This window comes from Paenibacillus sp. LPE1-1-1.1, from assembly GCF_040676435.1.
Taxonomy (GTDB): Bacteria; Bacillota; Bacilli; order Paenibacillales; family Paenibacillaceae; genus Pristimantibacillus.
In genome coordinates, this window is sequence record NZ_JBEGHY010000034.1 from 199,054 (window position 1) to 223,323 (window position 24,270).

Annotated in this window: 20 protein-coding genes; 12 read left to right on the plus strand and 8 right to left on the minus strand. The window is 50.2% G+C overall.

The genetic code is table 11. The annotated features are described in order from the left end of the window. Positions 1-250 precede the first annotated feature (250 nt). Positions 251-676, minus strand: a complete 426-nt coding sequence (locus MRBLPE1_RS24070) for a GNAT family N-acetyltransferase (protein WP_364150184.1) — start codon at positions 674-676, stop codon at positions 251-253. 96 nt (positions 677-772) lie between these two features. Beyond that, positions 773-1,111, minus strand: a complete 339-nt coding sequence (gene ytxJ / locus MRBLPE1_RS24075) for a bacillithiol system redox-active protein YtxJ (RefSeq protein WP_364150187.1) — start codon at positions 1,109-1,111, stop codon at positions 773-775. 254 nt (positions 1,112-1,365) lie between these two features. Here ytxJ and MRBLPE1_RS24080 point away from each other — a divergent pair, with 254 nt between their 5' ends. Continuing rightward, positions 1,366-1,941: a TetR/AcrR family transcriptional regulator gene (locus MRBLPE1_RS24080; RefSeq protein ID WP_364150189.1), complete on the plus strand. Its 576-nt coding sequence runs from the start codon at positions 1,366-1,368 to the stop codon at positions 1,939-1,941. A gap of 76 nt (positions 1,942-2,017) precedes the next feature. After that, on the plus strand, positions 2,018-4,258 hold the full coding sequence (locus tag MRBLPE1_RS24085; protein ID WP_364150192.1) for a YhgE/Pip domain-containing protein: 2,241 nt from the start codon (positions 2,018-2,020) through the stop codon (positions 4,256-4,258). A gap of 1,851 nt (positions 4,259-6,109) precedes the next feature. Here MRBLPE1_RS24085 and MRBLPE1_RS24090 read toward each other — a convergent pair. From MRBLPE1_RS24090 to MRBLPE1_RS24115, 6 genes are all read right to left on the minus strand, one after another. Then, on the minus strand, positions 6,110-6,370 hold the full coding sequence (locus MRBLPE1_RS24090; protein ID WP_364150195.1) for an HPr family phosphocarrier protein: 261 nt from the start codon (positions 6,368-6,370) through the stop codon (positions 6,110-6,112). After that, positions 6,360-8,093 (minus strand): phosphoenolpyruvate--protein phosphotransferase, encoded by a 1,734-nt coding sequence (ptsP, locus tag MRBLPE1_RS24095; RefSeq protein ID WP_364150199.1) that lies wholly within the window; start codon positions 8,091-8,093, stop codon positions 6,360-6,362. The genes MRBLPE1_RS24090 and ptsP overlap by 11 nt, the downstream gene beginning before the upstream one ends. After that, positions 8,090-9,268 carry a mannitol-1-phosphate 5-dehydrogenase gene (locus MRBLPE1_RS24100; RefSeq protein ID WP_364150202.1) on the minus strand — a complete coding sequence of 393 codons (1,179 nt, stop codon included), beginning with the start codon at positions 9,266-9,268 and terminating at the stop codon, positions 8,090-8,092. Before MRBLPE1_RS24100 ends, ptsP begins: the two co-directional genes overlap by 4 nt. Then, positions 9,265-9,702: a PTS sugar transporter subunit IIA gene (locus tag MRBLPE1_RS24105; RefSeq protein WP_364150205.1), complete on the minus strand. Its 438-nt coding sequence runs from the start codon at positions 9,700-9,702 to the stop codon at positions 9,265-9,267. The genes MRBLPE1_RS24100 and MRBLPE1_RS24105 overlap by 4 nt, the downstream gene beginning before the upstream one ends. Beyond that, positions 9,702-11,759: a BglG family transcription antiterminator gene (locus MRBLPE1_RS24110; protein WP_364151475.1), complete on the minus strand. Its 2,058-nt coding sequence runs from the start codon at positions 11,757-11,759 to the stop codon at positions 9,702-9,704. Before MRBLPE1_RS24110 ends, MRBLPE1_RS24105 begins: the two co-directional genes overlap by 1 nt. A gap of 100 nt (positions 11,760-11,859) precedes the next feature. Further along, entirely contained in the window at positions 11,860-13,293 is a 1,434-nt protein-coding gene (locus MRBLPE1_RS24115; RefSeq protein WP_364150208.1) for a PTS mannitol transporter subunit IICB, read from the minus strand. A gap of 199 nt (positions 13,294-13,492) precedes the next feature. Between MRBLPE1_RS24115 and MRBLPE1_RS24120 the strand changes: the two genes are divergently transcribed. The 10 genes from MRBLPE1_RS24120 (at position 13,493) to MRBLPE1_RS24165 (ending at position 24,216) form a co-directional block, all read left to right on the plus strand. Further along, a complete protein-coding gene (locus MRBLPE1_RS24120) occupies positions 13,493-14,602 on the plus strand; it encodes an ABC transporter ATP-binding protein (RefSeq protein WP_364150210.1) in 1,110 nt (369 codons plus the stop codon). Continuing rightward, positions 14,592-15,410, plus strand: a complete 819-nt coding sequence (locus MRBLPE1_RS24125; protein ID WP_364150213.1) for an ABC transporter permease — start codon at positions 14,592-14,594, stop codon at positions 15,408-15,410. Before MRBLPE1_RS24120 ends, MRBLPE1_RS24125 begins: the two co-directional genes overlap by 11 nt. Beyond that, on the plus strand, positions 15,394-16,197 hold the full coding sequence (locus MRBLPE1_RS24130) for an ABC transporter permease (RefSeq protein WP_364150215.1): 804 nt from the start codon (positions 15,394-15,396) through the stop codon (positions 16,195-16,197). Before MRBLPE1_RS24125 ends, MRBLPE1_RS24130 begins: the two co-directional genes overlap by 17 nt. Continuing rightward, positions 16,194-17,267 carry an ABC transporter substrate-binding protein gene (locus MRBLPE1_RS24135; protein ID WP_364150218.1) on the plus strand — a complete coding sequence of 358 codons (1,074 nt, stop codon included), beginning with the start codon at positions 16,194-16,196 and terminating at the stop codon, positions 17,265-17,267. Before MRBLPE1_RS24130 ends, MRBLPE1_RS24135 begins: the two co-directional genes overlap by 4 nt. Before the next feature lie 93 nt (positions 17,268-17,360). Next, positions 17,361-18,299: a DMT family transporter gene (locus MRBLPE1_RS24140; RefSeq protein WP_364150221.1), complete on the plus strand. Its 939-nt coding sequence runs from the start codon at positions 17,361-17,363 to the stop codon at positions 18,297-18,299. A gap of 356 nt (positions 18,300-18,655) precedes the next feature. Beyond that, the gene (locus MRBLPE1_RS24145; RefSeq protein ID WP_364150224.1) at positions 18,656-19,318 is read left to right on the plus strand and encodes an HAD family hydrolase; all 663 of its coding nucleotides are present in this window, start codon (positions 18,656-18,658) and stop codon (positions 19,316-19,318) included. 123 nt (positions 19,319-19,441) lie between these two features. Further along, on the plus strand, positions 19,442-20,608 hold the full coding sequence (locus MRBLPE1_RS24150; RefSeq protein WP_364150226.1) for a mannitol-1-phosphate 5-dehydrogenase: 1,167 nt from the start codon (positions 19,442-19,444) through the stop codon (positions 20,606-20,608). A gap of 327 nt (positions 20,609-20,935) precedes the next feature. Further along, the gene (locus MRBLPE1_RS24155; RefSeq protein ID WP_364150229.1) at positions 20,936-22,195 is read left to right on the plus strand and encodes a Glu/Leu/Phe/Val family dehydrogenase; all 1,260 of its coding nucleotides are present in this window, start codon (positions 20,936-20,938) and stop codon (positions 22,193-22,195) included. Positions 22,196-22,228: 33 nt separating this feature from the next. After that, positions 22,229-23,206: a diaminopimelate dehydrogenase gene (locus MRBLPE1_RS24160; RefSeq protein WP_364150232.1), complete on the plus strand. Its 978-nt coding sequence runs from the start codon at positions 22,229-22,231 to the stop codon at positions 23,204-23,206. 224 nt (positions 23,207-23,430) lie between these two features. Continuing rightward, entirely contained in the window at positions 23,431-24,216 is a 786-nt protein-coding gene (locus MRBLPE1_RS24165; protein ID WP_364150235.1) for a tyrosine-protein phosphatase, read from the plus strand. Positions 24,217-24,270 lie beyond the last annotated feature (54 nt).

Sequence of the window (24,270 nt, forward strand, 5' to 3'; positions counted from 1 at the left end):
ATTCCTCCTCTTCATATTGTCGATAGCTGCATAGACGCACCCGTAATCGGATGTTGCAGAAGGATGGCTAAATAAACAAGCTGCTCCTAGTCATTAACCGAGGAGCAGCTCGTTTAAACATGGACTGCTTATATTTTCGCCGCGATTGTGAAATTGAAGCCTGTGATTAGCTGCAGCTGGCACTCAAAAAGGCTGCCGAGGGCAGCCTTTTGTTCGTTACAAAGTTACTATGTATGCGTCAGGCTGATTGTTAAATGTTTTTTTGGAAATGGTAACCGGCGATGTTCATTTTCTTGTTCAGGTAGAATCGATGCGCATCATGCCGTTGAACGCCGGAATCCAAGTGCAATTGCAGGCAATCATTTTTGGCCGCTTCGGCTTCCAGCCAATCCATTAACAGCTTCGCGTAACCATTAGCGCGGCTGTCCGCATCGGTGATAAGGTCATCCACATATAAATATTTGCCCCATGCCAAGGATTCGGTAATGCGATATCCCGCAGCGGACTTGGCTTGGCCATTTTCGATAATAGCTGCTAACCGATAACCGTGATTATGCTGAAGTCTTCTTATTAGGGTTAAGTAATCATCTTCTGCTAGATGGGGACGTAATTGCTTCATTAAGGAAAAGGTCAAAGTAATGTCTGCGTCCGTTGTGATCAACTTAATCTCAGCCATATGGATTCCTCCTATATAAAATAAGAAAAGGCCGCTCCGAAAGGCTAAAAAAACCTTTAGAACAGCCTCAGCTTGGTACTGTTTAGGACGAAATGCTTAGTCGAGAACGGCAGTGATATGTGCTTTTGTAATGGACCAGTGGGTGGCGGACCATACTTTTTCTTTTTTGTCGATGAACATAATCTGCGGAGACTCATGCTTCACGGATGTGTCTTCGGCGATTTGATTAGAGACCGGACGCGACTCAATAACCTTCACGAGCACGTAATCAACGTCTTCTCTTGGTTTGCCTTCAAGATATTGATTGAACTCTGTATAAGCGTTCGCGCTAACCGGGCATGTCGTGCTGTGCTTGAATACGACAAGCGGACGAGTGGCAGAAGCATCATAAACGTTGTTCCATTCTTCAACGGTTGTGATTTCTTTCAATGACATGGGGAACACTCCTTTTATTCTGCTGTGCAGATGATAGTTACAGCTGTATCTGTATTATAGCTCTTTTTAAGAGGTAAAGTCATCTTTAGTCGAATCGCAGCAGGCAATATCATTGTGATCTATGGCGCGCTCATACACATCATTCGATTAGGTATTGCAAACAAATAGGGAGCGTGCTATGATGGCTTAAGTCGAAATGACCATTTTGGTTTTTTGGTCAGTTTTAAGAAAGTTACGGGTTCGGGGGTGCCGGGATGGCAGTGGATCGGAGACAGCAGATTGTGGATGCGGCGGCGAAGTCGTTTGCCCTGTTTGGATACAAAGCGACAACGATGGATCAGGTTGCGAAGATAGCGAACGTTGGCAAAGGAACGATTTATACGTTCTTTACGAATAAAGAAGAATTGTTTCATGAAATTATGAAGAGGCTCATTCTGGAAATGAAGCAGGTTGCGGAGAAGGTTGTGGATCCGAACCGCCGATTTTTCGACAATTTGAACGCTGCGCTGGAGCAGCTGCTCGAATTCCGCGAGGAGCATGAGCTGGCACTTAAGCTGTCGCATGAGGTGCGGGAGATCGGCACGCCAATGGCAATAGAAGGCATGCAGCAAATCGAAAAAGCAGTTATCGGCTATATTCAGCATCAGGTGCAATTGGCTATGGATAAAGGTGAGATTAAGCCCTGCAATCCGGAAATGACGGCATTCGTTATGTTGAGGCTGTATATGGCATTAACCGTGGAATGGAAAAAAACGCATGAACCGCTGGATAAGCAGCAGGTAGCGGAACAACTGCGATTTTATATGCAAGTAGGATTGGCTCCGGAATAGCCTGGATGCCTTTTTTTACAAGATAAAATGACCGAATGACAAAAATGGTCAATTAGTAACAAGGAGAGTGGACGCGTTGAAGTTTAGAGGATTAAAGCAGTTCGGTGAGGAGCTTTCCGGGATTGCCCGCAATAAGATGCTGCTAATTTCAGTGATCGGTGTGCTGATGATTCCGCTTATGTATTCTTCGATGTTTTTAGGAGCCTTCTGGGATCCTTACGGACATTTGGATAAAATGCCGGTAGCGATCGTGAATGCGGATAAGGGTTATGAGTATAACGATGAAATGATGCATATTGGCGATGATTTCGAGGAACAGTTAAAGGAAAACGAAAAGTTCGAATGGCATTTCGTGAGCAAGGTAGAGGCGGAGGCCGGTATCGAGGATCACAGCTATTACATGGCGATTGAAATCCCTTCCGATTTCTCGGAGAAAACAACGTCGCTGACATCGGATAACCCGACGCCTGCACAGCTGACGTATTTATCTAACGAAAGCTACAACTTTTTAGCCTCGCAGATCGGCAGCAAAGCCGTTGACACGATGAAGGTTGAGCTGGGTCAAGAGGTGACGGCTGCTTATACGCGAACGGTCTTCGAGCAGATGGAAGAGCTCGTGGACGGAATCGGCCAAGCAAGCGACGGTGCCGGCGAAATCGCCGACGGCACGACGAAAGCGAAGGATGGAGCGGTGCTCATCGAGCAAAATCTTGCAAAGCTCGTCAGCGGATCGATGACGCTGCAGGAGGGTGTCGCCAAGCTGAATGACGGCGGCGCGGCGTTAGGCAAGGGAAGTGCCGAGCTAAGCGCAGGCACGTCGAGCTTGGCAAGCGGCTTGGCGCAGCTTCAGGCCGCGCAGCAGCAGTTAGGCGCGGGAGCAGCATCGCTTGGCGACGGCGCGGGTTCGCTTGGGGCCGGAGCGGTGAAACTGAGCGACGGCTTGCAGCAGTTGGCCGGAGCAAGCGGACAGCTGGCGGAGGGTGCTTTGGACGCGCAGCAGGCGGCAGGGCAGCTGGCGGGCGGTCTTAAGGAGTCGGCTGCGGGCGAAGAGCAGCTGAAGGAAGGTGCGGCGCAGCTCGCGAATGGGCTGGCGCAGCTGGGTCAGGCGAATCCGGAGCTGGCGGAGAGCGAGAGCTTTGCGTCGTTGCTGCAAGCTAGCCGGGAGCTGGCAGCGGGCTTGGAGAAGTCCTCGGCTGGCCAGACGCAGCTGAGTGACGGAGCGGGCAAGCTGAACGATGGCCTCGTGAAGGTCTCGGACGGTCTTGGAGCTTTTGATAAGAAAGCGCAGGAAGCAGCGACAGCCGGCAAGCAGCTGGGAGTAGGCGGAGAGCAGGTGGCGGCGGGAGCTGAGGAGTTCGCAAGCGGGATGTCGCAGTTTGGCGCTAAGCTGACGGAAGCGAGCGGCGGAGCATCCAAGCTTGCAGCCGGAGCAAAGCAGCTTAATGGCGGAGCATCCACGCTGGCGGCAGGACTTTCGCAGTTGTCCGCTAACGTCACGCCATTCGTGGATGGCACGGTTAAGCTGGAGGATGGCGCGCAGCAGGTCGCTTCCGGTTTGCTGAAGCTGGAGGACGGCACGCAAGAGCTGTCCGGCAAGCTGGGCGAGGCCTCAGACCAGACAGCGGATTTGAAGTTAACCGATGCGATGGTAGATATGTTTTCGGATCCCGTAAAGCTTGATGTGGAGAAAATGACGGAGGTCGACAATTATGGTACGGGGCTTGCTCCTTACTTTCTGTCGCTTGGATTATTTGTCGGAGCAATGCTGCTGACCATCGTATATTCCGTACGCGAGCCGGCGGTTCTTCCGGTTAGCGGTTGGAGCTGGTTCTGGAGCAAGGCGCTTACGTTATCGCTTATCGGAATTATACAGGCGCTCATTGCTGACGCGGCACTGCTGTTCGTGCTCAAGCTTGAGGTGCAGAGCGTAGGTCTGTTCTTATTTTACTCGATCTTAACTAGCATTACGTTCATGATGATCATTCAATTCTTGGTTGCATCCATGGGCAATCCAGGCCGCTTTATTGCAGTTATTCTGTTGATCTTCCAACTTACGAGCTCAGCAGGCACGTTCCCAATCGAGCTCGTACCCGGCTGGCTGCAAAAAATATCGCCGTTCCTGCCAATGACTTATGCGGTGGCAGGGTTTAGAGATATCGTGTCGAGCGGCGATTACAGCTCCATGGGCAGATATATTGCGACTCTGGGAGGGATTGCGTTCCTGTTTGCGGTGTTATCTTACGCTTACTTTACGTTATCTCATCGCAAAATGAAAAACGACAGCTTAGTGGAGCAGCCGGCAGCGGCGTCTGTCTAAAAGCTGGAGTTTATTGAGAAGAACAGCGAATGTATTCGCTGTTCTTTTTTTGCGTGATTTGAATGCTGCGGCTGTTTAGAGCTACCCGCTGATCACCTCACACTCTAAGGTTGGGAGCCGCGCTCAACCGCTAGGTTAGAGTTGGCGCTGCTGTTGCTGTTGCTGGTCCTACGTTGTTGCTCGTACTACTGCAGTCGCAGTTGAAGTCGAAGTAACAGTAACAGTAACAGTAACAGTAACAGTCGCTGTCACAGTCGCAGTCGCAGTCGCAGTCGCACTCGCACTCGCACTCGCTAATGTTGCTGCCCATGTTGTCTTAAAAGGTAACTTCTTCTCAAAATCAAAAGCAATCTCCTGCACCTACGCTGCAGTTTGTGCAATATAATCCGAGTTTTATCGCCGACTCTTTCGCTACGATGTAGTTTCTGCAACAGAAAGTATGTCAAAGAGCTACTTTGTGGCGTGTTTGTAGAATTCTGTTGCACTTTCTGCAATATAGCTCATTTGGTTGGGTGCTATGTCAGGTTTCTGTTGTAGAAAGTGCAGTAGAATTAGTTGGTCGGAGTGTGAGTTAGGGTTAGACTTAGTTTGGTGTTGGTGTTGGTGTTGGTGTTGGTGTTGGTGTTGGTGTTGGTGTTGGTGTTGGTGTTGGTGTTGGTGTTGGTGTTGGTGTTGGTGTTGAATTGAAGTCAGAGTTGGTGCTGCTGGTGCTGATCCAGGTGCTATTGCTACTGCTATTGTAGTCGAAATCGCAAATCGCATTCGCTGTTCCTGCGATGGCATTGGCCTAAGGTAACTTCTTCTCAAAATTAAGAACTGTCTCCCGCACCTACGCTGCAGTTTGTGCAATGTATTTCGAGTTTCAGCGCCAACTCTTTCGCTACGATGTAGTTTCTGCAACAGAAAGTAAGTCACAGAGCTGCATTGTGGTGTGTTGAGGGAATTCTGTTGTACTTTCTGCAATGTAGCTCATTTGGTTGGGTGTGATGTGAGGTTTCTGTTGTAGAAAATGCAGTAGAATTAGTTGGTCGGGGTGTGAGTTAGGGTTAGACTTAGTTTGGTGTTGGTGTTGGTGTTGGTGTTGGTGTTGGTGTTGGTGTTGGTGTTGGTGTTGGTGTTGAATTGTAGTCAGAGTTGGTGCTGCTGGTGCTGATCCAGGTGCTATTGCTACTGCTATTGTAGTCGAAATCGCAATCGCATTCGCTGTTCCTGCGATGGCATTGGCCTAAGGTAACTTCTTCTCAAAATCAAGAGCTATCTCCTGCACCTACGCTGCAGTTTATGCAATGTATTTCGAGTTTCAGCGCCAACTCTTTCGCTACGATGTAGTTTCTGCAACAGAAAGTAAGTCACGGAGGTACTTTGTAGCGAGTTGGGGGAATTCTGTTGTACTTTCTGCAATGTAGCTCATTTGGTTGGGTGTGATGTCAGGTTTCTGTTGTAGAAAGTGCAGTAGAATTAGTTAGTCGGAGTCGGAGTTGGAGTTGGATTTGCTGGAGTTAGAATTGGTGTTAGTGTTGTTAATGGTGCTGGTGCTGGTGCTGGTGTTGGAGTAGGAGTAGGAGTTTGGATTAGAATTGATGTTGATGTTTGTGTTGCTATCGGAATCGAAGTTAGAGTTGATGATGAAGTAAATGTTGGTTTTGAAGTAGATATTGTTTTTAAAGTAGATGTTTGATTTTAAGTTGATGTAGATGTAGGTGTTGGTTTCGATGCCGGCGTTAGTGTCAGACCTAATGCTAACGTTGATGTTGATACTGATATATGCTGATATTATCAGAAGCATAGGAGCCAAAAGGCTGTCCCGCAGGCATTTTGCCTTATGGGACAGCCTTTTGGTTTAAACGTTCATTATTCGTGGATTTCCGTGAGCAGTTTGCCGAGCGTTTCGAGAGCCTGTTCTTCCTGCTCGCCGTCAATCTCCAGGGTGACTTCTTCGTTTGCTGCGATGCCAAGCGTGAGCATGCTCAGCGAGCTTTTTCCGTTTACCTTTTTGCCTTTATTAATAACATTCACCTTGCAAGGGAATGTGCTGGCCGCTTGTACGAAGGTTTTGGATGGACGTACATGGAAGCCTGTAGGGTTTAGAATCGTAAAAGTTTTACTTACCATTATGAATCACTCCGTTTCTTGTGCGTTCTACGAATTGTGTAATTTCCGAGGTGCTGCGCATGGTCAGCGCCTGATTAGCGAGTCCCGCCCATTCTGCTTGGTCCAGCTCGCCGATCAGCTCTCTCGCTTGCAGGATCGAGCCTGCGCTCATGCTGAATTCATGCAGGCCTAGTCCCAGAAGCAAAGGGATGGCTGTCTCATCGCCTGCCATCTCGCCGCACATGCCGACCCAGTTGCCTTCCTTCTCCGCCGCTTGAATAACGAAACGGATAAGACGCAGCAAGGAGGGATGCCATGGCTGGTACAGGTAAGATACGTTTTCATTCATGCGGTCTGCCGCCATTGTATACTGGATCAAGTCGTTCGTGCCGATGCTGAAGAAATCGACCTCGGGCGCGAATAGGTCTGCCGCCACTGCTGCTGCGGGAATTTCGACCATCATTCCGATTTCAATGTTCTCCGCAAGCAGGACGCCTTCGGCTATGAGCTTCTGCTTCTCTTCTTCGAGCAGGCGCTTAGCCTCGAGCAGCTCTTCCAGCACGGCGATCATCGGAAACATGATTTTTAAGTTTCCGTAACGGCTTGCGCGAAGCAGGGCCCGCAGCTGCGTGCGGAACAGGTCCTGTCTATCCAGGCACAGCCGGAGAGCGCGTTGTCCAAGGAACGGATTGCTCTCCTTCGGCAGCTCCATGTAAGGAAGCTCCTTGTCGCCGCCGATATCGAGCGTTCTGATCACGACGGGCTTAGGGTTCATTTTCTCAAGCGCATATTTGTAGCTGGTAAACTGCTCCTCCTCGGTAGGGAGGGAGCTGCGTCCCATATATAAGAACTCGGTGCGGAAAAGGCCGATTCCCTCCGCACCATTATCGATTGCCCGCTGAATATCCTCAAGCTTGCCGATATTGGCTGCCAGCTCGACCTGCTTGCCATCCTTCGATACCGTAGGCTGGTCTTTCAACAAGCTTAATTCCTTTCTACGAAGGTCATCCGTCTGCTTCTTGGCCCGATAGACAGCCAACTCATCTGCAGATGGATCGACAATAACGATACCTTGATTCGCATCGATGATGACATAAGCATGCTTGGGTATATCGTGAATCGTTTGGCCGATCCCGACGATCGCGGGAACCTCCAGCGACCGCGCCATAATGGCGGAATGAGAAGTGCGGCTGCCAACCTCGGTAATGAAACCGCGCACGTACTCCAAATTGAGCTGAGCCGTATCCGACGGCGTCAAATCCCGGGCGACTATAATACATTCCTCGGACATGCCTGCTAGGTCCATATGCGGAACGCCGCGCAAGTGGCTCATAATCCTGCCGGAGACATCCTCGATATCGATTGCGCGCCCGCGCAGCAATTCATCCGACATCGACTGCAGCAGCTCGATAAAGGATGCAGCCACCTCATACAGCGCGAATTCGGCGTTTATGGCGTCATCAGCCACTTTTTGCTCGATCGCTTCAATAAAATCCGGGTCCTCCAGGATCATGAGATGCCCTTCGAAAATCTCGGCTTTTTCGGCCCCGAAGCGTTCCTCCGCCGAGGCGCGAATCGCCTCGATCTCGTCCCGCGCGATTGTTACGGCTTGGCGAAACCGCTCGACTTCTACCGAGCTGTCCGAGATGGTCTGCCGAGCTGGAACGAAGCGTTCAGCTGCTATGAAAAAAGCGCGAGCGATGGCGATGCCCGGCGAAGCTGCTATGCCTTTTAGCGACATCATAAACTCATTCCTTTCTCTGCTTGTCTGAGCGTTTGCTCCAGCTCGCTGTACTGCTTTGCGGCTTGCAAATGAAGCGGATGCTGTTCATCTAAACCAGTATATTTGGCAAGTGTGGCATGCAGGCCATTCTCTCGCAAGGAGGCTTGCAGCTCAACGGATTCGGGATCGTCTTTATAATCAAAATATAAGGCAGCTGCCATTGCAGCGGTCAAATGAGTAACGGGTATTCCGTATCCATAAGCTAATAAGGCCGGTCTTACCAAGCGGTCGTTCGGAGAAAGCTTGCGGATCGGCGAACGGCCGATTCTTGCAATCTCGTCTACCAAATAAGGGTTAATAAAGCGTTCCAAAATTTGCTCGACATACTGGGCATGCTCTTTTTCGTCGAAATGATAGGCTTGAACAAGCGCGGACCCCGATTCGAGCAGCGCGCCTTTTACTTCGGTAACAATCGCTGGGTCCTTCATCGCTTCCTGTATCGTCGTATAGCCCCTCAAATAACCGTGATACGCCGCAACGCAGTGGCCCGTATTCACCGTGAAAAGCTTCCGCTCAATATAAGGCTCGAGCTGATCGACGTAATGCACGCCTTCGATCTCGGTCAACGGGTCCAGCAGGGGAGAGCGTTCCACCGTCCACTCGTAAAAGGGCTCAACCGTCACCTGAAGCGAGTCCTCATGCTGCTGCAGCGGTACGATACGGTCTACGGCAGCGTCGGGGAAAGCGATCTGTTGATCAGCCTGCGCCTGCTCTTCCGCCGATAGATGCCCATAAACGAATTGCTTCAAAATCGTGCTGCCGCCCAGCGCGTTCTCGCAGGCAATAATGGGAAGAACGGCTTTTCCGCTCGCCGCGCGCAGCGTGATCCCTTTAGCGATAGCGGCCGCGATATGCTTGAGAATCGATACGCCAACCGCCGTCGTAACGATATCGGCATCCGCAATCGTCTCCGCAACCAATGCGGTATCTTTGCCGTCAATGGCGGTAATGTGATCGATCAAATAGGTATCTGCTTGCTCATTGGCGAGCTTCACCGAATATTGCCCTTTTTCCTTCAGCTCCGATACGAGCTTGTCGTTCACATCGACAAAACAAATCTCGTAGCCGGCATCATGCAGAAGCGCTCCGATAAAGCCTCTTCCGATATTGCCTGCTCCAAAGTGAACGGCCTTCATGATTCCATCCCCGATTCAAAAATAGCGATCAGCTCTTCTTCCGAAGAAGCGTTCAAAATACGCTGCATGTCATCTTCCTCGGATACGAGCATGGCTACGCTTGTCAAAATATCCAGGTGATCGTCGCCGACCGCGGCCAGCCCGATAACTAATTGTGCCGGCTCCTCGCCGCCGAAATCCACGCCTGACGGCACGATAATAACAGCCATGCCCGTTGATTTAATGAGTGCCTTCGATTCATTCGTGCCGTGAGGCATGGCCAGGCCTCCGCCGATATAAGTGGACAGAGACTCCTCGCGTTCAATCATTTTATCGATATAATCCGCCGGCGCATGACCTGCGTCAACGAGCATTTGCCCGACGAGGCGGATCGCCTCGTATTTGTCTTTGAGGCTTACGTTCAGCTTTACTTTGTCTGTAGATAGAATAGTCATTATGATTCTCTCCAATCCAATTTTGTTTTTATATAATGCTCCAGCTTTTTGGAGATAAATAGCTTAATGCTTGCCGCATTGCCATGCTCCAGTACGGTCAACAGCTCGGGGAGCAGCAGCATGGCGCTTATCTCGCTTAGCAGCTCCAAGCTGTACGTGTCGAGCTTCAGCGGGCCGAGCATCATGAGCGCCTGCGAAGCCTGAACGGCTCCGTCCTCGCTCAGCTGCAACGGTGTATCGAATCTATACAAAGCAAGCAAAGGCGCTTCGATCCATTCGCTTCGCGTATGAAGCAAAGCGAGCTCGGTATCGGGAATGACTAAGCTTCCTTGTCGTTCCCTAGCGATCAGCTGCTCGCTGATTTTCGTTAAATGCGTGTCGATAGACGTCTCGCCGATTAAGGAAAGCATAGCCGGAAGCTGCTGCTCCAAGTGCGCTTGGCCTTGCTCCAGTGTCAGGTCATGCACGCGGAAGCCGTCGAGCAGCCGCAGCACGATACCGGAATATAGCTGCAGCAGAAGCAAACGATCCATAGGCGAATGACCAGACGCATCGGTCTCGGCGGCAGCGGCAGAGCTGATCTTCTTTAATGTGGTTCCTTCAATATATGAGCGAAGCTTGTTGGTTTCTTCGGTCGTTAGCATCGGGCTTAGCTTGATGTAACGATCCGGCTCCAGCGGCAAATCAACCGTTGAAATAATGAGATCATAGCGGCTGGGCGGGAGCCTTCTCGCCTCGAACCATGAATAATGGCCGATGAGTTCGATTTGCGGAAGCTCCTTGGCGATTTTTACAGCTAGAAGCTTGGAGGAGCCGATGCCGCTCGTGCAGACGAGGACAGCTCTTACTTTTCTGGGAAAAGGCTTCAATCTCTCCAAGGAAGCGCCAAAATGCATGACGATATAGCCGATCTCCTCGTCTGGCACTTTAATCTTCTGATAAATCTCTTGCACGGCGCTCCGCACGATGGAAAACAGCGCGCTGTAATCCTTTTTGATGGGTGCGAGCATCGGATTGCGGATAGCAATGCCGTCTTTGATTCTCTGAAAAGCCGGCTTTATATGCTGAATGAGGCCTTCCTCCAAGGAACGGTCATGGGTTAGCGACATTTGCAGCTGCGCCTCTACGCGGAGGATGAGCAGCTTCACTCCCTCGATCGTCGGCATGTCGTCATGGTGGATCAACAGGCTGCTTTCCGGGAAAGCTTCTTGATCAAGCAAATGGGAAAAGTAAGCTTGTTCCTGTATCGGAAGCCGTATATTAAGAATATCCAACAGGCCTTGCAGCAAAGGGATAACCTCGCTCTTACTGGTGCGGTCCGCTGGAATTACGCAGCCATGCCCAATTCGCGTTAACGCAACGGACAGCTTGATCAGCAACCTTGTGTAATCCGATTCGGATAGCGTATTCGACCAATCATCGCTCAGCTCCCATAACGCCTGCTCGAGCTTCTTGAAGTTATCTTTGCCGATCATATCCAGCAATTGCGCGGTAATTGGATTCGAAACCGCCAGGTCTGCGAACTGCCCGAATAGATCGGTATCGTCAAGATGGTTTATCGCAAGCAAGCTGACCGCATGGCGCTTCGCTTCCTCGGGCCCGACAATTTCAACGCCGTAGCCTCTGCGCCTTACGAGCGTTAAGCCTTGCTTGACGATGGACTCTTCCAGCTCATCGAGATCATGGCTGATGGTCGGCATCGTCACGCGCAGCTCATGGGCGAGCGAGAACAGCTTTACAGGCTCATCGTGCTCCAGCAGACTGCAAAAGATAAGGATTTTACGTTCCTCGGCCGAATATTCCAGCGAGTCTGACCGGTCAAACGATTGCTTGAAACGCTCGAGCGCATCGTCGCTAGCTTCGACCCGAATGCCAAGTCCCGCAATTTTATGAAGTAAAATACCGTTAGCCGCAAGAAGAGGCTCCATATCGCTAAGCTCGCGATGGATCGTTCTCGTACTTGCACCGACGATAGAAGCGATATCTGCTGCGGTTATTTCATGCTTCTGCTCAAGCAGCAGCTCAATAATCCGACGTTGCCTAGTTGAGGCTTTGATAGGCTATCCTCCTTAACAGAAGAATGGACTTAACGCCGACAGATATCTGTCAGCGTTGAGTATGGTTTAAATAGATCATTAAGTTTAGCCGGTACGGTTATTAACTTAGTCTTTGTACGAGTAAGTCATACTCGGGGCTTTTGAGAAAATTATCAATTGAGATATGCTCGGCGTTCGGCGCCTTTTGACGTGCGCGGTCGGTGAGCGTTTTGTGCGTGATGACGATGTCGGCATCGCTTGGGATATCATTGATTGCCGTGTTAATGACGGTAATCGGCAGCTTGGCTGCGTTTATTTTTTTGCGCAGGATAGAGGCGCCCATTGCGCTCGAGCCCATGCCGGCATCGCAAGAAAATACAATTTTGTTAACCTGTTCTTTAGTAAGCTGATCCTGCTGCGCGATAGGTGCGGCAGCATTTCCTTTGGATTCCGCTTTCATTTGCTGAACCTTTTGCGATGCGAGCTCAAGCTCGTTGCCATCGCCCTCACCCTGCTTGCTAGTTTTCAGCAGCACGGCCGAAACGAGGAAGGACACGATCGTAGCGACCAATACGCCGCTAAGCATAGCCAGCACTCCGCCTCTTGGCGTCATGGAGAAGTAGGCGACGATGCTTCCTGGCGAAGGCGCGGCGACAAGGCCTGCTCCGAATAAGGAGAAGGTGAAGGTACCGGACACGCCGCCTGCGATTGCCGCCAGAATGAGACGCGGATTCATCAAAATATAAGGGAAATAAATTTCATGAATCCCGCCGAAGAAATGAATGACCGCGGCGCCAGGCGCCGAATGCTTAACCATGCCTTTGCCGAACAGCCAGTAAGCGAGCAAAATGCCGAGCCCAGGACCTGGATTGGATTCCAGCATATAAATGATAGATTTACCGGTTTGCGTGGCTTGATCCAGCGCAAGCGGCCCAAGTATGCCGTGGTTAATGGCATTATTCAGGAACAATACCTTAGCGGGCTCGATCAAAACGTTAACCAGAGGCAGCAGGCCAGTGTCGATTAGCCATTCCACGCCGGATGAGAGCACTTTGCTCAACGCTTCAACAATGGGTCCGATACCTTTGAATGCGATGATTGCAAGTCCGCCGCCGATGATGCCGGAGGAGAAATTGTTGATCAGCATTTCAAAGCCGGCCGGAATTTTACCTTCAATCGATCGATCGAATTTCTTGAGCACCCATGCGGCTGCCGGACCAACGATCATCGCGCCGAGGAACATCGGGATATCGGCTCCGGCTATGACGCCCAGCGTGACGATTGCGCCAATGACGCCGCCGCGAACGCCGTGAATCATTTGTCCGCCAGTATAGCCGATGAGTATAGGGAGCAAATAGGTGATCATCGGTCCTACTAGCGTTGCCAGACTCTCATTCGGAATCCAGCCTGTCGGAATAAATAGGGCCGTTATGAGTCCCCAAGCGATAAAAGCACCAATATTCGGCATGACCATGCCGCTTAAAAAACGACCAAATCGTTGAATGGAAACTTTAACACCGCCGGAGACCGGTTTTTCAGATGCCAGTTTACTCATGCTTGAACCTCCAATTGTAATAATGTTTGCTTATTGAACCTGAATTAATCGTAATGTATAGCGCTTTCATGTTCAATCATTTGAAAAGCAGGTCGCGTCATGATCGCTGTTGACATCATTTTTCTTTTCCTATTGCTGATTTACGGGGATGCTGTATAATCTCTATTGTTTCTTCTAAAATGGCAAAGGGGAATGCGATATGCAAGATCAAACCATCATTCGCTTTGAGCATGTCACAAAGCACTATGATTCAAACGCTGCCGCTGTATTGAAAGCAGTCAGCTTTACGATAGAACGAGGCAAATTTTATACGCTGCTCGGCCCATCCGGCTGCGGCAAAACGACCATCCTTCGGCTGATCGCCGGCTTTACCGAGCCGTCCGAGGGCAAGATTTATTTTAACGGCAAGGTTATTAACCGCGTGCCGGCGAATGAGCGTCAGGTGAATACCGTATTTCAGGATTACGCGCTGTTTCCTCATCTGAACGTATTCGAGAACGTGGCTTTCGGGCTGCGAATCAAAAGAATGAAAAATGCCGATGTGACCGCCAAGGTGAAGGAAGCTCTCCGCTTCGTTAACCTGGACGGCTACGACACGCGCGAAATTTCCGAGATGTCAGGCGGCCAGCGGCAGCGCGTGGCGATCGCTCGCGCGATTGTAAACGAGCCGGAAATTATTTTGCTGGATGAGCCGCTATCCGCGCTTGACCTGAAGCTTCGCACGGAAATGCAGTATGAGCTGCGCGAGCTGCAGCGCCGCTTGGGGATCACTTTTATTTTCGTCACGCATGACCAAGAGGAAGCGCTCGCGATGTCTGACGAAATTTTTGTTATTAATGAAGGAAAGATTCAGCAGACCGGAACGCCGACGGATATCTATGACGAGCCGATCAACCGGTTTGTTGCCGATTTTATCGGGGAGTCCAACATTGTTCCGGGCCGAATGACGCGCGACTTCGAAGTGGAGTTTGCGGGCCGTTCGTTCACCTGCGTGGACCAAGGACTAAGCCTGAATGAAGCGGTTGATATCGTCATTCGGCCCGAGGATCTGGAAATTACCGCTCCCGAGAACGGTAAGCTACAGGTGCGCGTGGATTCGCAGCTGTTCCGCGGCGTTCATTACGAAATCTGCTGTTATGATGAAGCGGGGAATGAATGGCTCGTCCATTCCACGCGCAAAGCCACGGTTGGGGAACAGATTGGCCTGACGTTCGAATCGGAAGCGATTCACGTCATGCGGCTTGGCGAGACCGAAGAGGAATTCGATAAACGCCTCGAAGCGTACAGCGAGGCCGCGGATGTCAAATAAATCACGCCCCTTTTATCTCGTTCCTTATATGGCTTGGATCATGCTGTTTGTCGTTGCTCCGATTGTCTTGGTCGCGTATTATTCGTTTTTCGACGTTGAGGGCAACTTTACGTTTGGCAATTACGCGAAGTTTTTTACGCCGGTCTATCTGCGCATGACGCTCAGCTCGTTCTGGTATGCGTTTCTCATTACGGCTATTTCTTTGCTGACGGCTTACCCCGCGGCTTATTTATTAACGAGGACGAAGCATAAGCAGCTGTGGCTGCTGCTTATTATTTTGCCAAGCTGGATCAATCTGCTGCTCAAGGCGTACGCATTCATCGGCTTATTCGGTACATACGGTTTTGCCAATTCGCTGCTTGAAGCCATCGGCGTGGGCAAGCAGCAGATCTTGTTCACGGACTTTAGCTTTGTTTTCGTATCGGTTTATATCTTTATCCCGTTCATGATTTTGCCGATCTTCAATGCGCTGGAGGAAATGAATCCGACGCTCGTATACGCGGCGCGCGATCTTGGCGCATCGGCGTGGACGACATTCCGCCGCGTCATCTTCCCGCTCACGATCAGCGGGGTGAAAGCCGGCTGCATGGCCGTATTTATACCCGCGCTTTCTTTATTCATGATTACGCGGCTTATTGCCGGCAACCGCGTCATCACGCTTGGCACCGCGATCGAGCAACATTTTCTCGTGACGCAGGACTGGGGCATGGGAGCGACGATCGCCGTGTTCCTCATCTTAGCCATGGCAGCCATGATGCTGCTCACCGGCAACCGAAAGCGAGGTGCAGCCCGTGCGGGGAAGAAATAAATGGTCGAACATCTATTTGCTGCTTGTATTTGCTGTACTTTATGCGCCGATTTTCTATTTAATGTTCTATTCGTTCAACAGCGGCGGGGCGATGCGCAGCTTTGAGAGCTTCACGCTCGATTACTATAAGGAAGTTTTTGCCGATACGCGCCTGCTTATCATCGTGCTGAATACCTTCGTCATCGCGCTGCTGTCAGCTGCGATCTCGACGATCATAGGCGTCATAGGAGCGATAGCGATCCATCATGTCAGGGGCAATCGTCCGAAGCAGACGCTGCTCACGCTCAACAACGTGCTGATCGTCAGTCCCGATGTCATCATCGGCGCTTCGTTCCTGATCCTGTTTTCGATGATCGGCATTAAGCTGGGCTTCGTGTCCGTGCTGTTATCGCATATTGCGTTCAGTGTGCCGATCGTCGTCATCATGGTGCTGCCTAAGCTACAGGAAATGAGCTCAACCCTCATCGACGCGGCGCGGGATCTAGGCGCCAGTTCTTGGCAGGTGCTTTCGCGGGTCGTGCTGCCGTTCATCAAGCCGGGCATCTTCGCGGGCTTTTTTATGGCTCTGACCTATTCGCTCGATGATTTTGCGGTGACGTTCTTTGTGACCGGCAATGGCTTCTCGACGCTGTCGGTTGAGATTTATTCAAGGGCTCGCCAGGGCGTATCGCTATCGATCAATGCCTTGTCGACGCTGATTTTCCTATTTACGATCGTTCTCGTCGTCGGCTACTACTTTATTAATCAGCGGAACGCCAAGCCGTCTGTGAAGGAGGGGCGCGGATGAAGCAGCTTGTGCGAATGTTTGTTGTTGTATTTGCCGTTTCGCTTGGACTCCTGTACTTGACGGCTTATTTAAATGAAAGCGAGGGCTACAGCGGCGACCATACCCTTACGATTTACAATTGGGGCGATTACGTCGATCCCGAGCTGCTGGAGCGTTTTGAAGAGGAAACCGGCATTAAGGTCATTTACCAAACCTTCGATTCGAATGAGGCGATGATGACCAAGATCGAGCAGGGCGGTACCACGTTCGACGTGAGCGTTCCTTCCGAGTATGCCATCAGCAAAATGAAGGAGGAAGGCCTGCTGCTGGAGCTCGATCACGCCAAGCTTCCGAATCTAAAATATATCGATCAACGCTTCATGAATCTTTCGTTTGATCCCGAAAATGCGTATTCGATCCCCTATTTCTGGGGAACGGTCGGAATTGTATATAACCCGGAGCTGGCAGGAGACCTCGACTTCTCCAGCTGGCATGACCTATGGGATGAGAAGCTGCGCAATCAAATTCTGCTGCTCGACGGTGCGCGCGAGGTGATGGGCATGGGGCTGAACCGGCTAGGCTATTCGCTCAATGATACGAATGAGACGCATCTGCAGGAAGCGAAAGCGAAGCTGAAGGAATTAACGCCCAACGTCAAAGCGATTGTCGGCGATGAGATCAAGATGCTGCTTGCGAACGAGGAAGCGGCAGTAGGGCTTGTCTGGTCGGGGGATGCCTCGGAGATTATGGATGAGAACGATAAGCTCGATTATGTCGTGCCGGAGGAAGGCTCGAACCTGTGGTTCGATAATATGGTTATTCCGAAAACGGCTCGAAATATCGAGGGTGCCCATCAGTTTATTAATTTTATGCTCGATCCCGAGGTTGCTGCGCAGAACGCGGAATACGTGGGCTACTCCACGCCTAACCAAGCGGCGCTGGCCTTGCTGCCCGAGGAAGTTTCCGGCGACAAGCGCTTTTATCCGGATGAAGAACTGACCGGTAAGCTGGAGGTGTACGACAATCTCGGCAAAAAAATGCTGGCCCGCTACAACGAGCTGTTCCTAGAGTTTAAAATGCATAAGAAATGAGCTAAAAACGGTGCATTTTTCTGCGATATCCCATGCTATGATGAATGAAGCTTTTACGTATAAGAGCAATTGCGAATAGATGGGGCGAAAAGAATGAATAACAAGTGGTTGAATTACGGCGGACTGATTCTGATCGCCGTCGTGTGGGGAGCAAACTTCGGTATTTCCCGTCTGGCGATGGATTCTTTTCATCCGATTGTATTCTCGTTTTTGAGATTTGGATTGGCCGTTCCTTTCTTCTTTCTAATACTCAAGCTGACCGAGGGCAGCGTGGCCATTCCATGGCGCATCGTGCCGAGGCTGGCGTTAATCGGGCTTATCGGCATTACGCTTCTCGAAATTACGGTCATGTACTCGATCAAGTACACGACTTTGGCGAATGCTTCGCTCTTAAACGTGGCGCCGTGGCCGATTTTTGCAGCGCTGTTCGCGCCGTTGTTCATGAAGGAAACGATTACGATGCGGCTCATCGTTGGCGGCGGCATATCGATCGTCGGCGTTTGCTTCGTCATTCTTGGGGGCGATGAAGGCTTCAGTCTCTCCTCCGAAAATATGCTCGGCAACGCCATGGCGTTTGGCGTCAGCATTATCGGTCCATTATTCAATCTCAGTTCGATGTCACTTATGAAAAAATACTCCGCCCTTCGGGTAAGTACGTGGACGATTGCATTCGGTTCGTTGTTCATGCTTCCGCTTACTTTCGGTTCATGGGGACAGACGAAGTGGTCCGCGCTGAATGCCGGCCATTATTTATCCATTGGTTACAACGTGCTGATCTGTACCGTGCTGGCCTTTGTTCTCTGGAATGCCTGCATGTTCAAGGTGGGAGCCACGCGGTCTAATTTCTTCCGTTATGCGGTTCCGGCTGCCGCCGTTGTTGCCGGCTACTTGATGTTCGATGAGAAAATCGCGCTCCTGCAAATGTGCGGCGCAGGCTGCATGGCAGCGGGATTGATTTGGATCAGCATCGAGCGCAAAAAACGGACGGAGCCAGCATTACCTTCCTCGAATACAGGCGGACAAATGATTTAATGAGAAGCGCGGAGCACTTTCGTTGCAAACATAAAATACAATGGTGATTTATAGGGCATGCCGGGAAGGTGAATTAATCTTCCATGGCATGCTCTATTTTGTTAGATTGTTAAGAGGAAATAAGATGTAAGCGTTTGACTGAAATAGTCTGAAAATTTTTTTCGCAAATATTCGAAGCGCTTGCAAAAATCATGAAAAACCCAGGAAAATCAACGGTTTTCGCCTCTTTTTCAGAAGATGTGGACAATCTTTGAAACGGCCTTTTGGGCGTTTACCCTCCTTGACTCCTGCTTTTAAAAAATGTTACGGTTTTGTTAGCAAATCTAACATTTCGACATTCAGGAGGAGATGTATTGATGATTAAGGCGATTATTTTTGATTTTGACGGGACGATTATTGACACGGAAACTGCCTGGTACCATGCATTTCGCGATGCGTACTTGGAGCATGGGGTCGAGCTCACGTTAGAGCAATACTCGGGCTGTATCGGCACGAGCTTGCACACCTTTAATCCCTATGAATATTTAATGACGGATTTGAAGCTTCCGATTGACAAGGATGCTTTCCGCGAATCGGTGCATCTCCAGCATACGTCGCTCATGCAAAGCGAACAGGTTCGGTCCGGCATTTTGGATTATTTGAATGATGCGCAGGACTCGGGGATGAGGATTGGCCTTGCTTCCAGCTCGCCGCGCGCTTGGATTGATAAATATTTGGAGCAGCTTGAAATTGCGCATTATTTCGAAACCATCCGGACGGCGGATGATGTGGCGAAGGTTAAGCCTGATCCCGAGCTGTACATGCAGAGTTTAGCTGCTTTGGGCGTTGAGGCCAGCGAGGCGGTAGCGATTGAGGATTCGCCTAACGGGGCGCGAGCGGCTCTGGCTGCGGGCATGTCATGTATTATCGTTCCGAATACGATCACGAAGTCGTTGGCCTTTGATAAGTCAGACCGTTATTACCATGCGGAATGTTTATCGCATATTGATTTTCACGCGATGGCAGCAGGTGCGCTTTGAAGTCGGTAATCAAGTGAACAATCAGGATGAAACACGAATGTGTCCTGCCGCAATTAAATAAATCAGAATATTCAGAATTTTATGGGCGAGACGATACCATCCAAGTAAAAGGGGGTTCGGACAATGAAGGCTGTGCATTTTGGCGCTGGAAATATCGGGAGAGGTTTTATCGGTCTTCTTCTGTCCCATGCGGGCTACGAAGTTACTTTTGTCGCTCGGAACGAAAAAAAGATTCATTTGCTGCAGCAGCAGAAGCAATATTCGGTCACGCTTGCGAACGAGGCGCGAGACACCGAAGTGGTGCGCAACGTTACGGCGATCAGCGGCAAAAACAGAGCGGCGGTGGCAGCAGCCGTAGCGACGGCCGATATCGTAACGACGGCGGTTGGCGTAACGGCGCTGAAGCATATTGCGGAATCCATCGCTGCCGGCATCGAGCTGCGTCTCCGGGAGAGGAACCATAAACCGCTGCATATCATTGCTTGCGAGAATGCCATTTCGGGCAGCTCGCTTCTCAAGCGGCGAGTGTATGAGCATTTGCCATCGGAGCGGCATGGGGAAGCGGATGGCTGTATTGCTTTTCCGAATACGGCCGTTGACCGCATCGTTCCCGTTCAAGACCATGATGATCCGCTTAAGGTGACGGTGGAGCCTTACTTTGAATGGATTGTAGACCGTTCGGCCATGATGGAGGGCTACCTGGAGATTGAGGGCGTTAAATATGTGGATGCGCTTGAACCTTACATTGAGCGTAAACTATTTACCGTTAATACGGGGCATTGCACGGCGGCCTATCACGGCTACCTCGAAGGTTATGAAACCATTCAAGAAGCGATGGATGATCCGAAGATACGTTCCGAGTTATCGCAAGTACTGAATGAAACCGGAAGCGTTCTTACTTCCAAGTATCACTGGGATGAGAAAAAGCATGAGCGTTATGTTCAGAAAATGATGAAAAGATTCACGAATCCTCGCCTATCGGACAGTGTAATCCGCGTCGGCCGCTCGCCGATGCGCAAGCTGTCCTTGAATGACCGGCTCGTCAGGCCAGCTTTGCAGGCGCGGGAGCTCGGCATTCCTGTTCCGCATCTGACATCCGCAATTGCTGCTGCGCTCTTATTCGATTACGAGAAGGATGAAGAAGCGGTGACGCTTCAAGCAGCCATCGCGCAGTCGGGGATTCATGATGTCATTGCCTCGCATATGGGAATCTCGCCTAAGCACGCATTCCACCAAGAGATCGCAGACAGCTACGGCGCGCTTAAAGAAGCTTACACGGCAATAAAATAAAAGAGGAGTGCTGGGGCATTGATAAGATTTATACTTGTGCATGCAGCCGTGCATACGAATAGAAAGGAGTAATGGAGGCCTGGCTTCTGTTACTCCTTTTTTTGTGTGTTTTAAGTTTGGTGTAAATTACATATATTTCTAGCTGATGTCAGATGTTACGCTTACTCCCACTCAATGAAACCTAACATGACAATGGATAAATGTGTAGATTTTTTGCACTATTTAACGAAATTTTTCTTTTAAAATACTATTGAAAAAGGTAGAATCAAAAAAGCGGCTTTTCCTGGATTGGGAGTCGGACTCTGCGAAAAAAGGACTGAACCTGATATGACAGTGAGTTTAGTGGAAGAAACATTGAATCCGTACCAAATCGCACAGCAGCAAATTGATGCGGCAGCCGCCCATCTTCAGCTGCCCGAGCATGTTACGCAAATTTTGAAGCAGCCGAAGCGTGTGCTGTCGGTTAGTTTTCCCGTTCGTATGGACGACGGATCGATCCGCGTATTCGAAGGGTATCGGTCCCAGCATAATGATGCGATTGGACCGACAAAGGGCGGTATTCGTTTTCATCCCGATGTAACGCTTGATGAGGTTAAAGCGCTCTCCATGTGGATGAGCTTCAAGTGCGGCGTTGTCGGTCTGCCATACGGCGGCGGCAAGGGCGGTGTCATTTGTGATCCGCGTCTTTTGAGCAAAAATGAGCTGGAGCGCGTAAGTCGCGCATTTATGGAAGCGATTGCTGATTTTGTAGGTCCGGATAAAGATATTCCTGCGCCGGATGTCTACACGACTCCGCAAATTATGGGCTGGATGATGGATACATACAGCAGGCTTAAAGGCGTGAACTCGCCAGGCGTCATTACCGGTAAACCGCTTATTCTTGGCGGCTCGAAGGGACGTAACGAGGCGACGGCGCAAGGCTGCGTTTATACGATTTTGGCTGCGCTGGGCGATATGCATATTCCTGTTCAGAACGCGACTGCAGCCATTCAAGGTTTCGGCAATGCGGGCCGTATCGCTGCGCGTTTGCTGAGCGAGGCAGGCTGCAAAATCGTAGCGGTTAGCGACTCCAGAGGCGGTATTTACGACCCGGACGGCATTGATATCGAGAAGATTTCTATGCTCAAAGACACATCGTCAATCCGCGAGTATGGCGAAGCTTATGTCATCTCGAACGAAGCGCTGCTTGAGCTGGATGTTGATATTTTGGTGCCGGCTGCGTTGGAGAATGTCATTACAGCAGCGAATGCGGACCGTATCAAAGCAAAAATCGTAGCGGAAGCGGCTAATGGTCCAACAACGCCGGAAGCGGACCGCGTATTAGCAAGCAAAGGCATTACGGTTATTCCGGACGTGCTTGCGAATGCGGGCGGCGTGACGGTTTCTTATTTTGAATGGGTACAGAACTTGATGAACTACTACTGGAGCGAAGCAGAAGTGCTGGAGAAGCTGGAAACGAACATGATTCAATCCTATGTGGCCGTTCGCGACCTTGCTAAAGAGCATCATACCGATCTTCGTACGGCAGCTTATATGATTTCGATTAAACGGATCGCAGCGGCAATGGAAGCGAGAGGCTGGATCTAAGCACGTTACAAAAAAAGAAGAGGTGGTGGCATCATGACAGAACAGATTCGCATTGGTATTGTGGGTTACGGTAATTTGGGGCGCGGCGTAGAGCTGGCAATCAAGCAAAGCCCGGATATGAAATTAGATGCAATATTCACGCGGAGAGACCCGGCTTCGATTCCTTCGGCAATTCAAGCGTATTCGATTGAGGATGCGGAGCGTTTCGTCAATGAGATTGACGTTATGATTCTTTGCGGCGGATCGGCTACCGATCTTCCGGAGCAAGGGCCTGCTTTTGCACGCTTGTTCCATACGGTTGACAGCTTCGATACGCACGCGCGCATTCCGGAATATTTTGAGCAAGTGGATGCAGCAGCAAAGGCTAGCGGAAAAGTGAGCGTAATATCGACTGGTTGGGATCCAGGCTTGTTTTCTTTGAATCGTCTGCTTGCAGAAGCCATTCTGCCTGAAGGCAAGGAATACACGTTCTGGGGCAAAGGCGTGAGCCAAGGGCATTCGGATGCGATTCGCCGAGTGAATGGCGTAAAGCACGGCGTACAGTACACCATTCCAAGCGAGGATGCGGTTAATCGCGTGCGCAGCGGCGAGAACCCGGAACTGGCGACGCGTGAGAAGCACATTCGCGATTGCTACATCGTAGCGGAGGAAGGTGCTGATCAAGAAGCGATTGCCGAAGAAATTCGCAGCATGCCAAACTATTTCGCTGATTATAATACGACGGTTCATTTTATTGACGAAGCGACAATGAAGGCGGAGCACTCCGCAATGCCTCACGGCGGCACGGTGCTCCGCAGCGGTACGACTGGCGAGAACAACACGCAAATTATCGAATTCGGACTGAAGCTTGACAGCAATCCGGAATTCACGGCGAGTGTTCTAGTGGCTTACGCAAGGGCTGCATTTAAGCTGGCACGCAAAGGACAAACCGGCGCTAAAACCGTTTTCGATATCCCCTTTGGCGATCTATCTCCGAAATCTGCGGCAGAGCTTCGCAAGGAGCTTTTGTAATAGATTTGATAGTAGCAAGGCTGCTGAAAAATTTCTGAACAAATTTTCATTTTTACAAATTTTGTCTTACAATTATGGAAATCGTAGGTTATACTAATCTCTGTCGTAATAACTGTCGAATTGTATCGAGAAGTGCTGAAAGATCTATATTCTTGTGGTAGAATAGTTACAAATCTGCCTATCAGGTGGCTTTGATCAAATTCTACATAGGAAGTGAGATCAGCATGATAGACATTCACACCCACATATTACCCGGATTGGATGATGGTGCAGCGAGTTGGGATGATACTTTGGACATGGCCCGGGCCGCCGCTGCAGAGGGAATCACAGCCATTATTGCAACTCCGCACCACGCCAATGGGACCTATACAAACACAGCACAAGACGTAGCCGAGCACACCCACGCGATTAACGAAAAGTTAATGGCTGCGGGTGTGCCTGTTACTATCCGGACTGGACAAGAAATTCGTGTTCATGATGATTTGCTGGATGCCTGGTATAGAAATGAACTGCTCCCATTAGCCGGTTCTAGTTATGTATTAATAGAAATGCCGTCCTCTCGTATACCGAAGGCGATGCTCGAGCTCATTCATGAGTTTAATATCCTAGGACTAAAGCCTATTATTGCACACCCCGAAAGGAATGCAGAGGTTGTAAAGCACCCAGAACGATTAGCTGAGCTTATTGAAGCAGGGGCTTTTGCACAGGTTACTACCCATTCGTTGTTAGGCGGATTTGGCAAACGTATTGAACAATCTGCTTGGTCGCTGTTACAAACCGGCTGTATCCACATCGTTTCTTCCGATGCTCATCATATTGTCCGACGCGGTTTTCGTCTTCGCGAAGCTTATGATGCCATTGAGAGGCGGATGGGAGAACAGTGGGTTAATTATTTGCAGTTAAATGCAAAATCTGTCTTAGAAAACATACCCTTCCATTCAAAGCCCGAGACGACGGCGTCCTCTAAGGGCCTCGCACGTCGTTTGGCTTCCTTATTTTACAAAAGATAGACCGTTCTAGAGTGGTTGACAAATGAAGAGAATACATAATGATTTTTCCTTATA

Excerpts from the sequence above, each read along its gene's own strand:
- MRBLPE1_RS24165 (WP_364150235.1), top strand. The coding sequence starts at position 23,431 with ATGATAGACATTCACACCCACATATTACCCGGATTGGATGATGGTGCA.
- MRBLPE1_RS24120 (WP_364150210.1), top strand. The coding sequence starts at position 13,493 with ATGCAAGATCAAACCATCATTCGCTTTGAGCATGTCACAAAGCACTAT.
- MRBLPE1_RS24160 (WP_364150232.1), top strand. The coding sequence starts at position 22,229 with ATGACAGAACAGATTCGCATTGGTATTGTGGGTTACGGTAATTTGGGG.
- MRBLPE1_RS24105 (WP_364150205.1), bottom strand. The coding sequence starts at position 9,702 with ATGACTATTCTATCTACAGACAAAGTAAAGCTGAACGTAAGCCTCAAA.
- MRBLPE1_RS24135 (WP_364150218.1), top strand. The coding sequence starts at position 16,194 with ATGAAGCAGCTTGTGCGAATGTTTGTTGTTGTATTTGCCGTTTCGCTT.
- MRBLPE1_RS24155 (WP_364150229.1), top strand. The coding sequence starts at position 20,936 with ATGACAGTGAGTTTAGTGGAAGAAACATTGAATCCGTACCAAATCGCA.
- MRBLPE1_RS24125 (WP_364150213.1), top strand. The coding sequence starts at position 14,592 with ATGTCAAATAAATCACGCCCCTTTTATCTCGTTCCTTATATGGCTTGG.
- MRBLPE1_RS24100 (WP_364150202.1), bottom strand. The coding sequence starts at position 9,268 with ATGAAGGCCGTTCACTTTGGAGCAGGCAATATCGGAAGAGGCTTTATC.
- MRBLPE1_RS24090 (WP_364150195.1), bottom strand. The coding sequence starts at position 6,370 with ATGGTAAGTAAAACTTTTACGATTCTAAACCCTACAGGCTTCCATGTA.
- MRBLPE1_RS24145 (WP_364150224.1), top strand. The coding sequence starts at position 18,656 with ATGATTAAGGCGATTATTTTTGATTTTGACGGGACGATTATTGACACG.
- MRBLPE1_RS24140 (WP_364150221.1), top strand. The coding sequence starts at position 17,361 with ATGAATAACAAGTGGTTGAATTACGGCGGACTGATTCTGATCGCCGTC.
- ytxJ (WP_364150187.1), bottom strand. The coding sequence starts at position 1,111 with ATGTCATTGAAAGAAATCACAACCGTTGAAGAATGGAACAACGTTTAT.
- MRBLPE1_RS24070 (WP_364150184.1), bottom strand. The coding sequence starts at position 676 with ATGGCTGAGATTAAGTTGATCACAACGGACGCAGACATTACTTTGACC.
- MRBLPE1_RS24115 (WP_364150208.1), bottom strand. The coding sequence starts at position 13,293 with ATGAGTAAACTGGCATCTGAAAAACCGGTCTCCGGCGGTGTTAAAGTT.
- MRBLPE1_RS24150 (WP_364150226.1), top strand. The coding sequence starts at position 19,442 with ATGAAGGCTGTGCATTTTGGCGCTGGAAATATCGGGAGAGGTTTTATC.
- MRBLPE1_RS24080 (WP_364150189.1), top strand. The coding sequence starts at position 1,366 with ATGGCAGTGGATCGGAGACAGCAGATTGTGGATGCGGCGGCGAAGTCG.
- ptsP (WP_364150199.1), bottom strand. The coding sequence starts at position 8,093 with ATGATGTCGCTAAAAGGCATAGCAGCTTCGCCGGGCATCGCCATCGCT.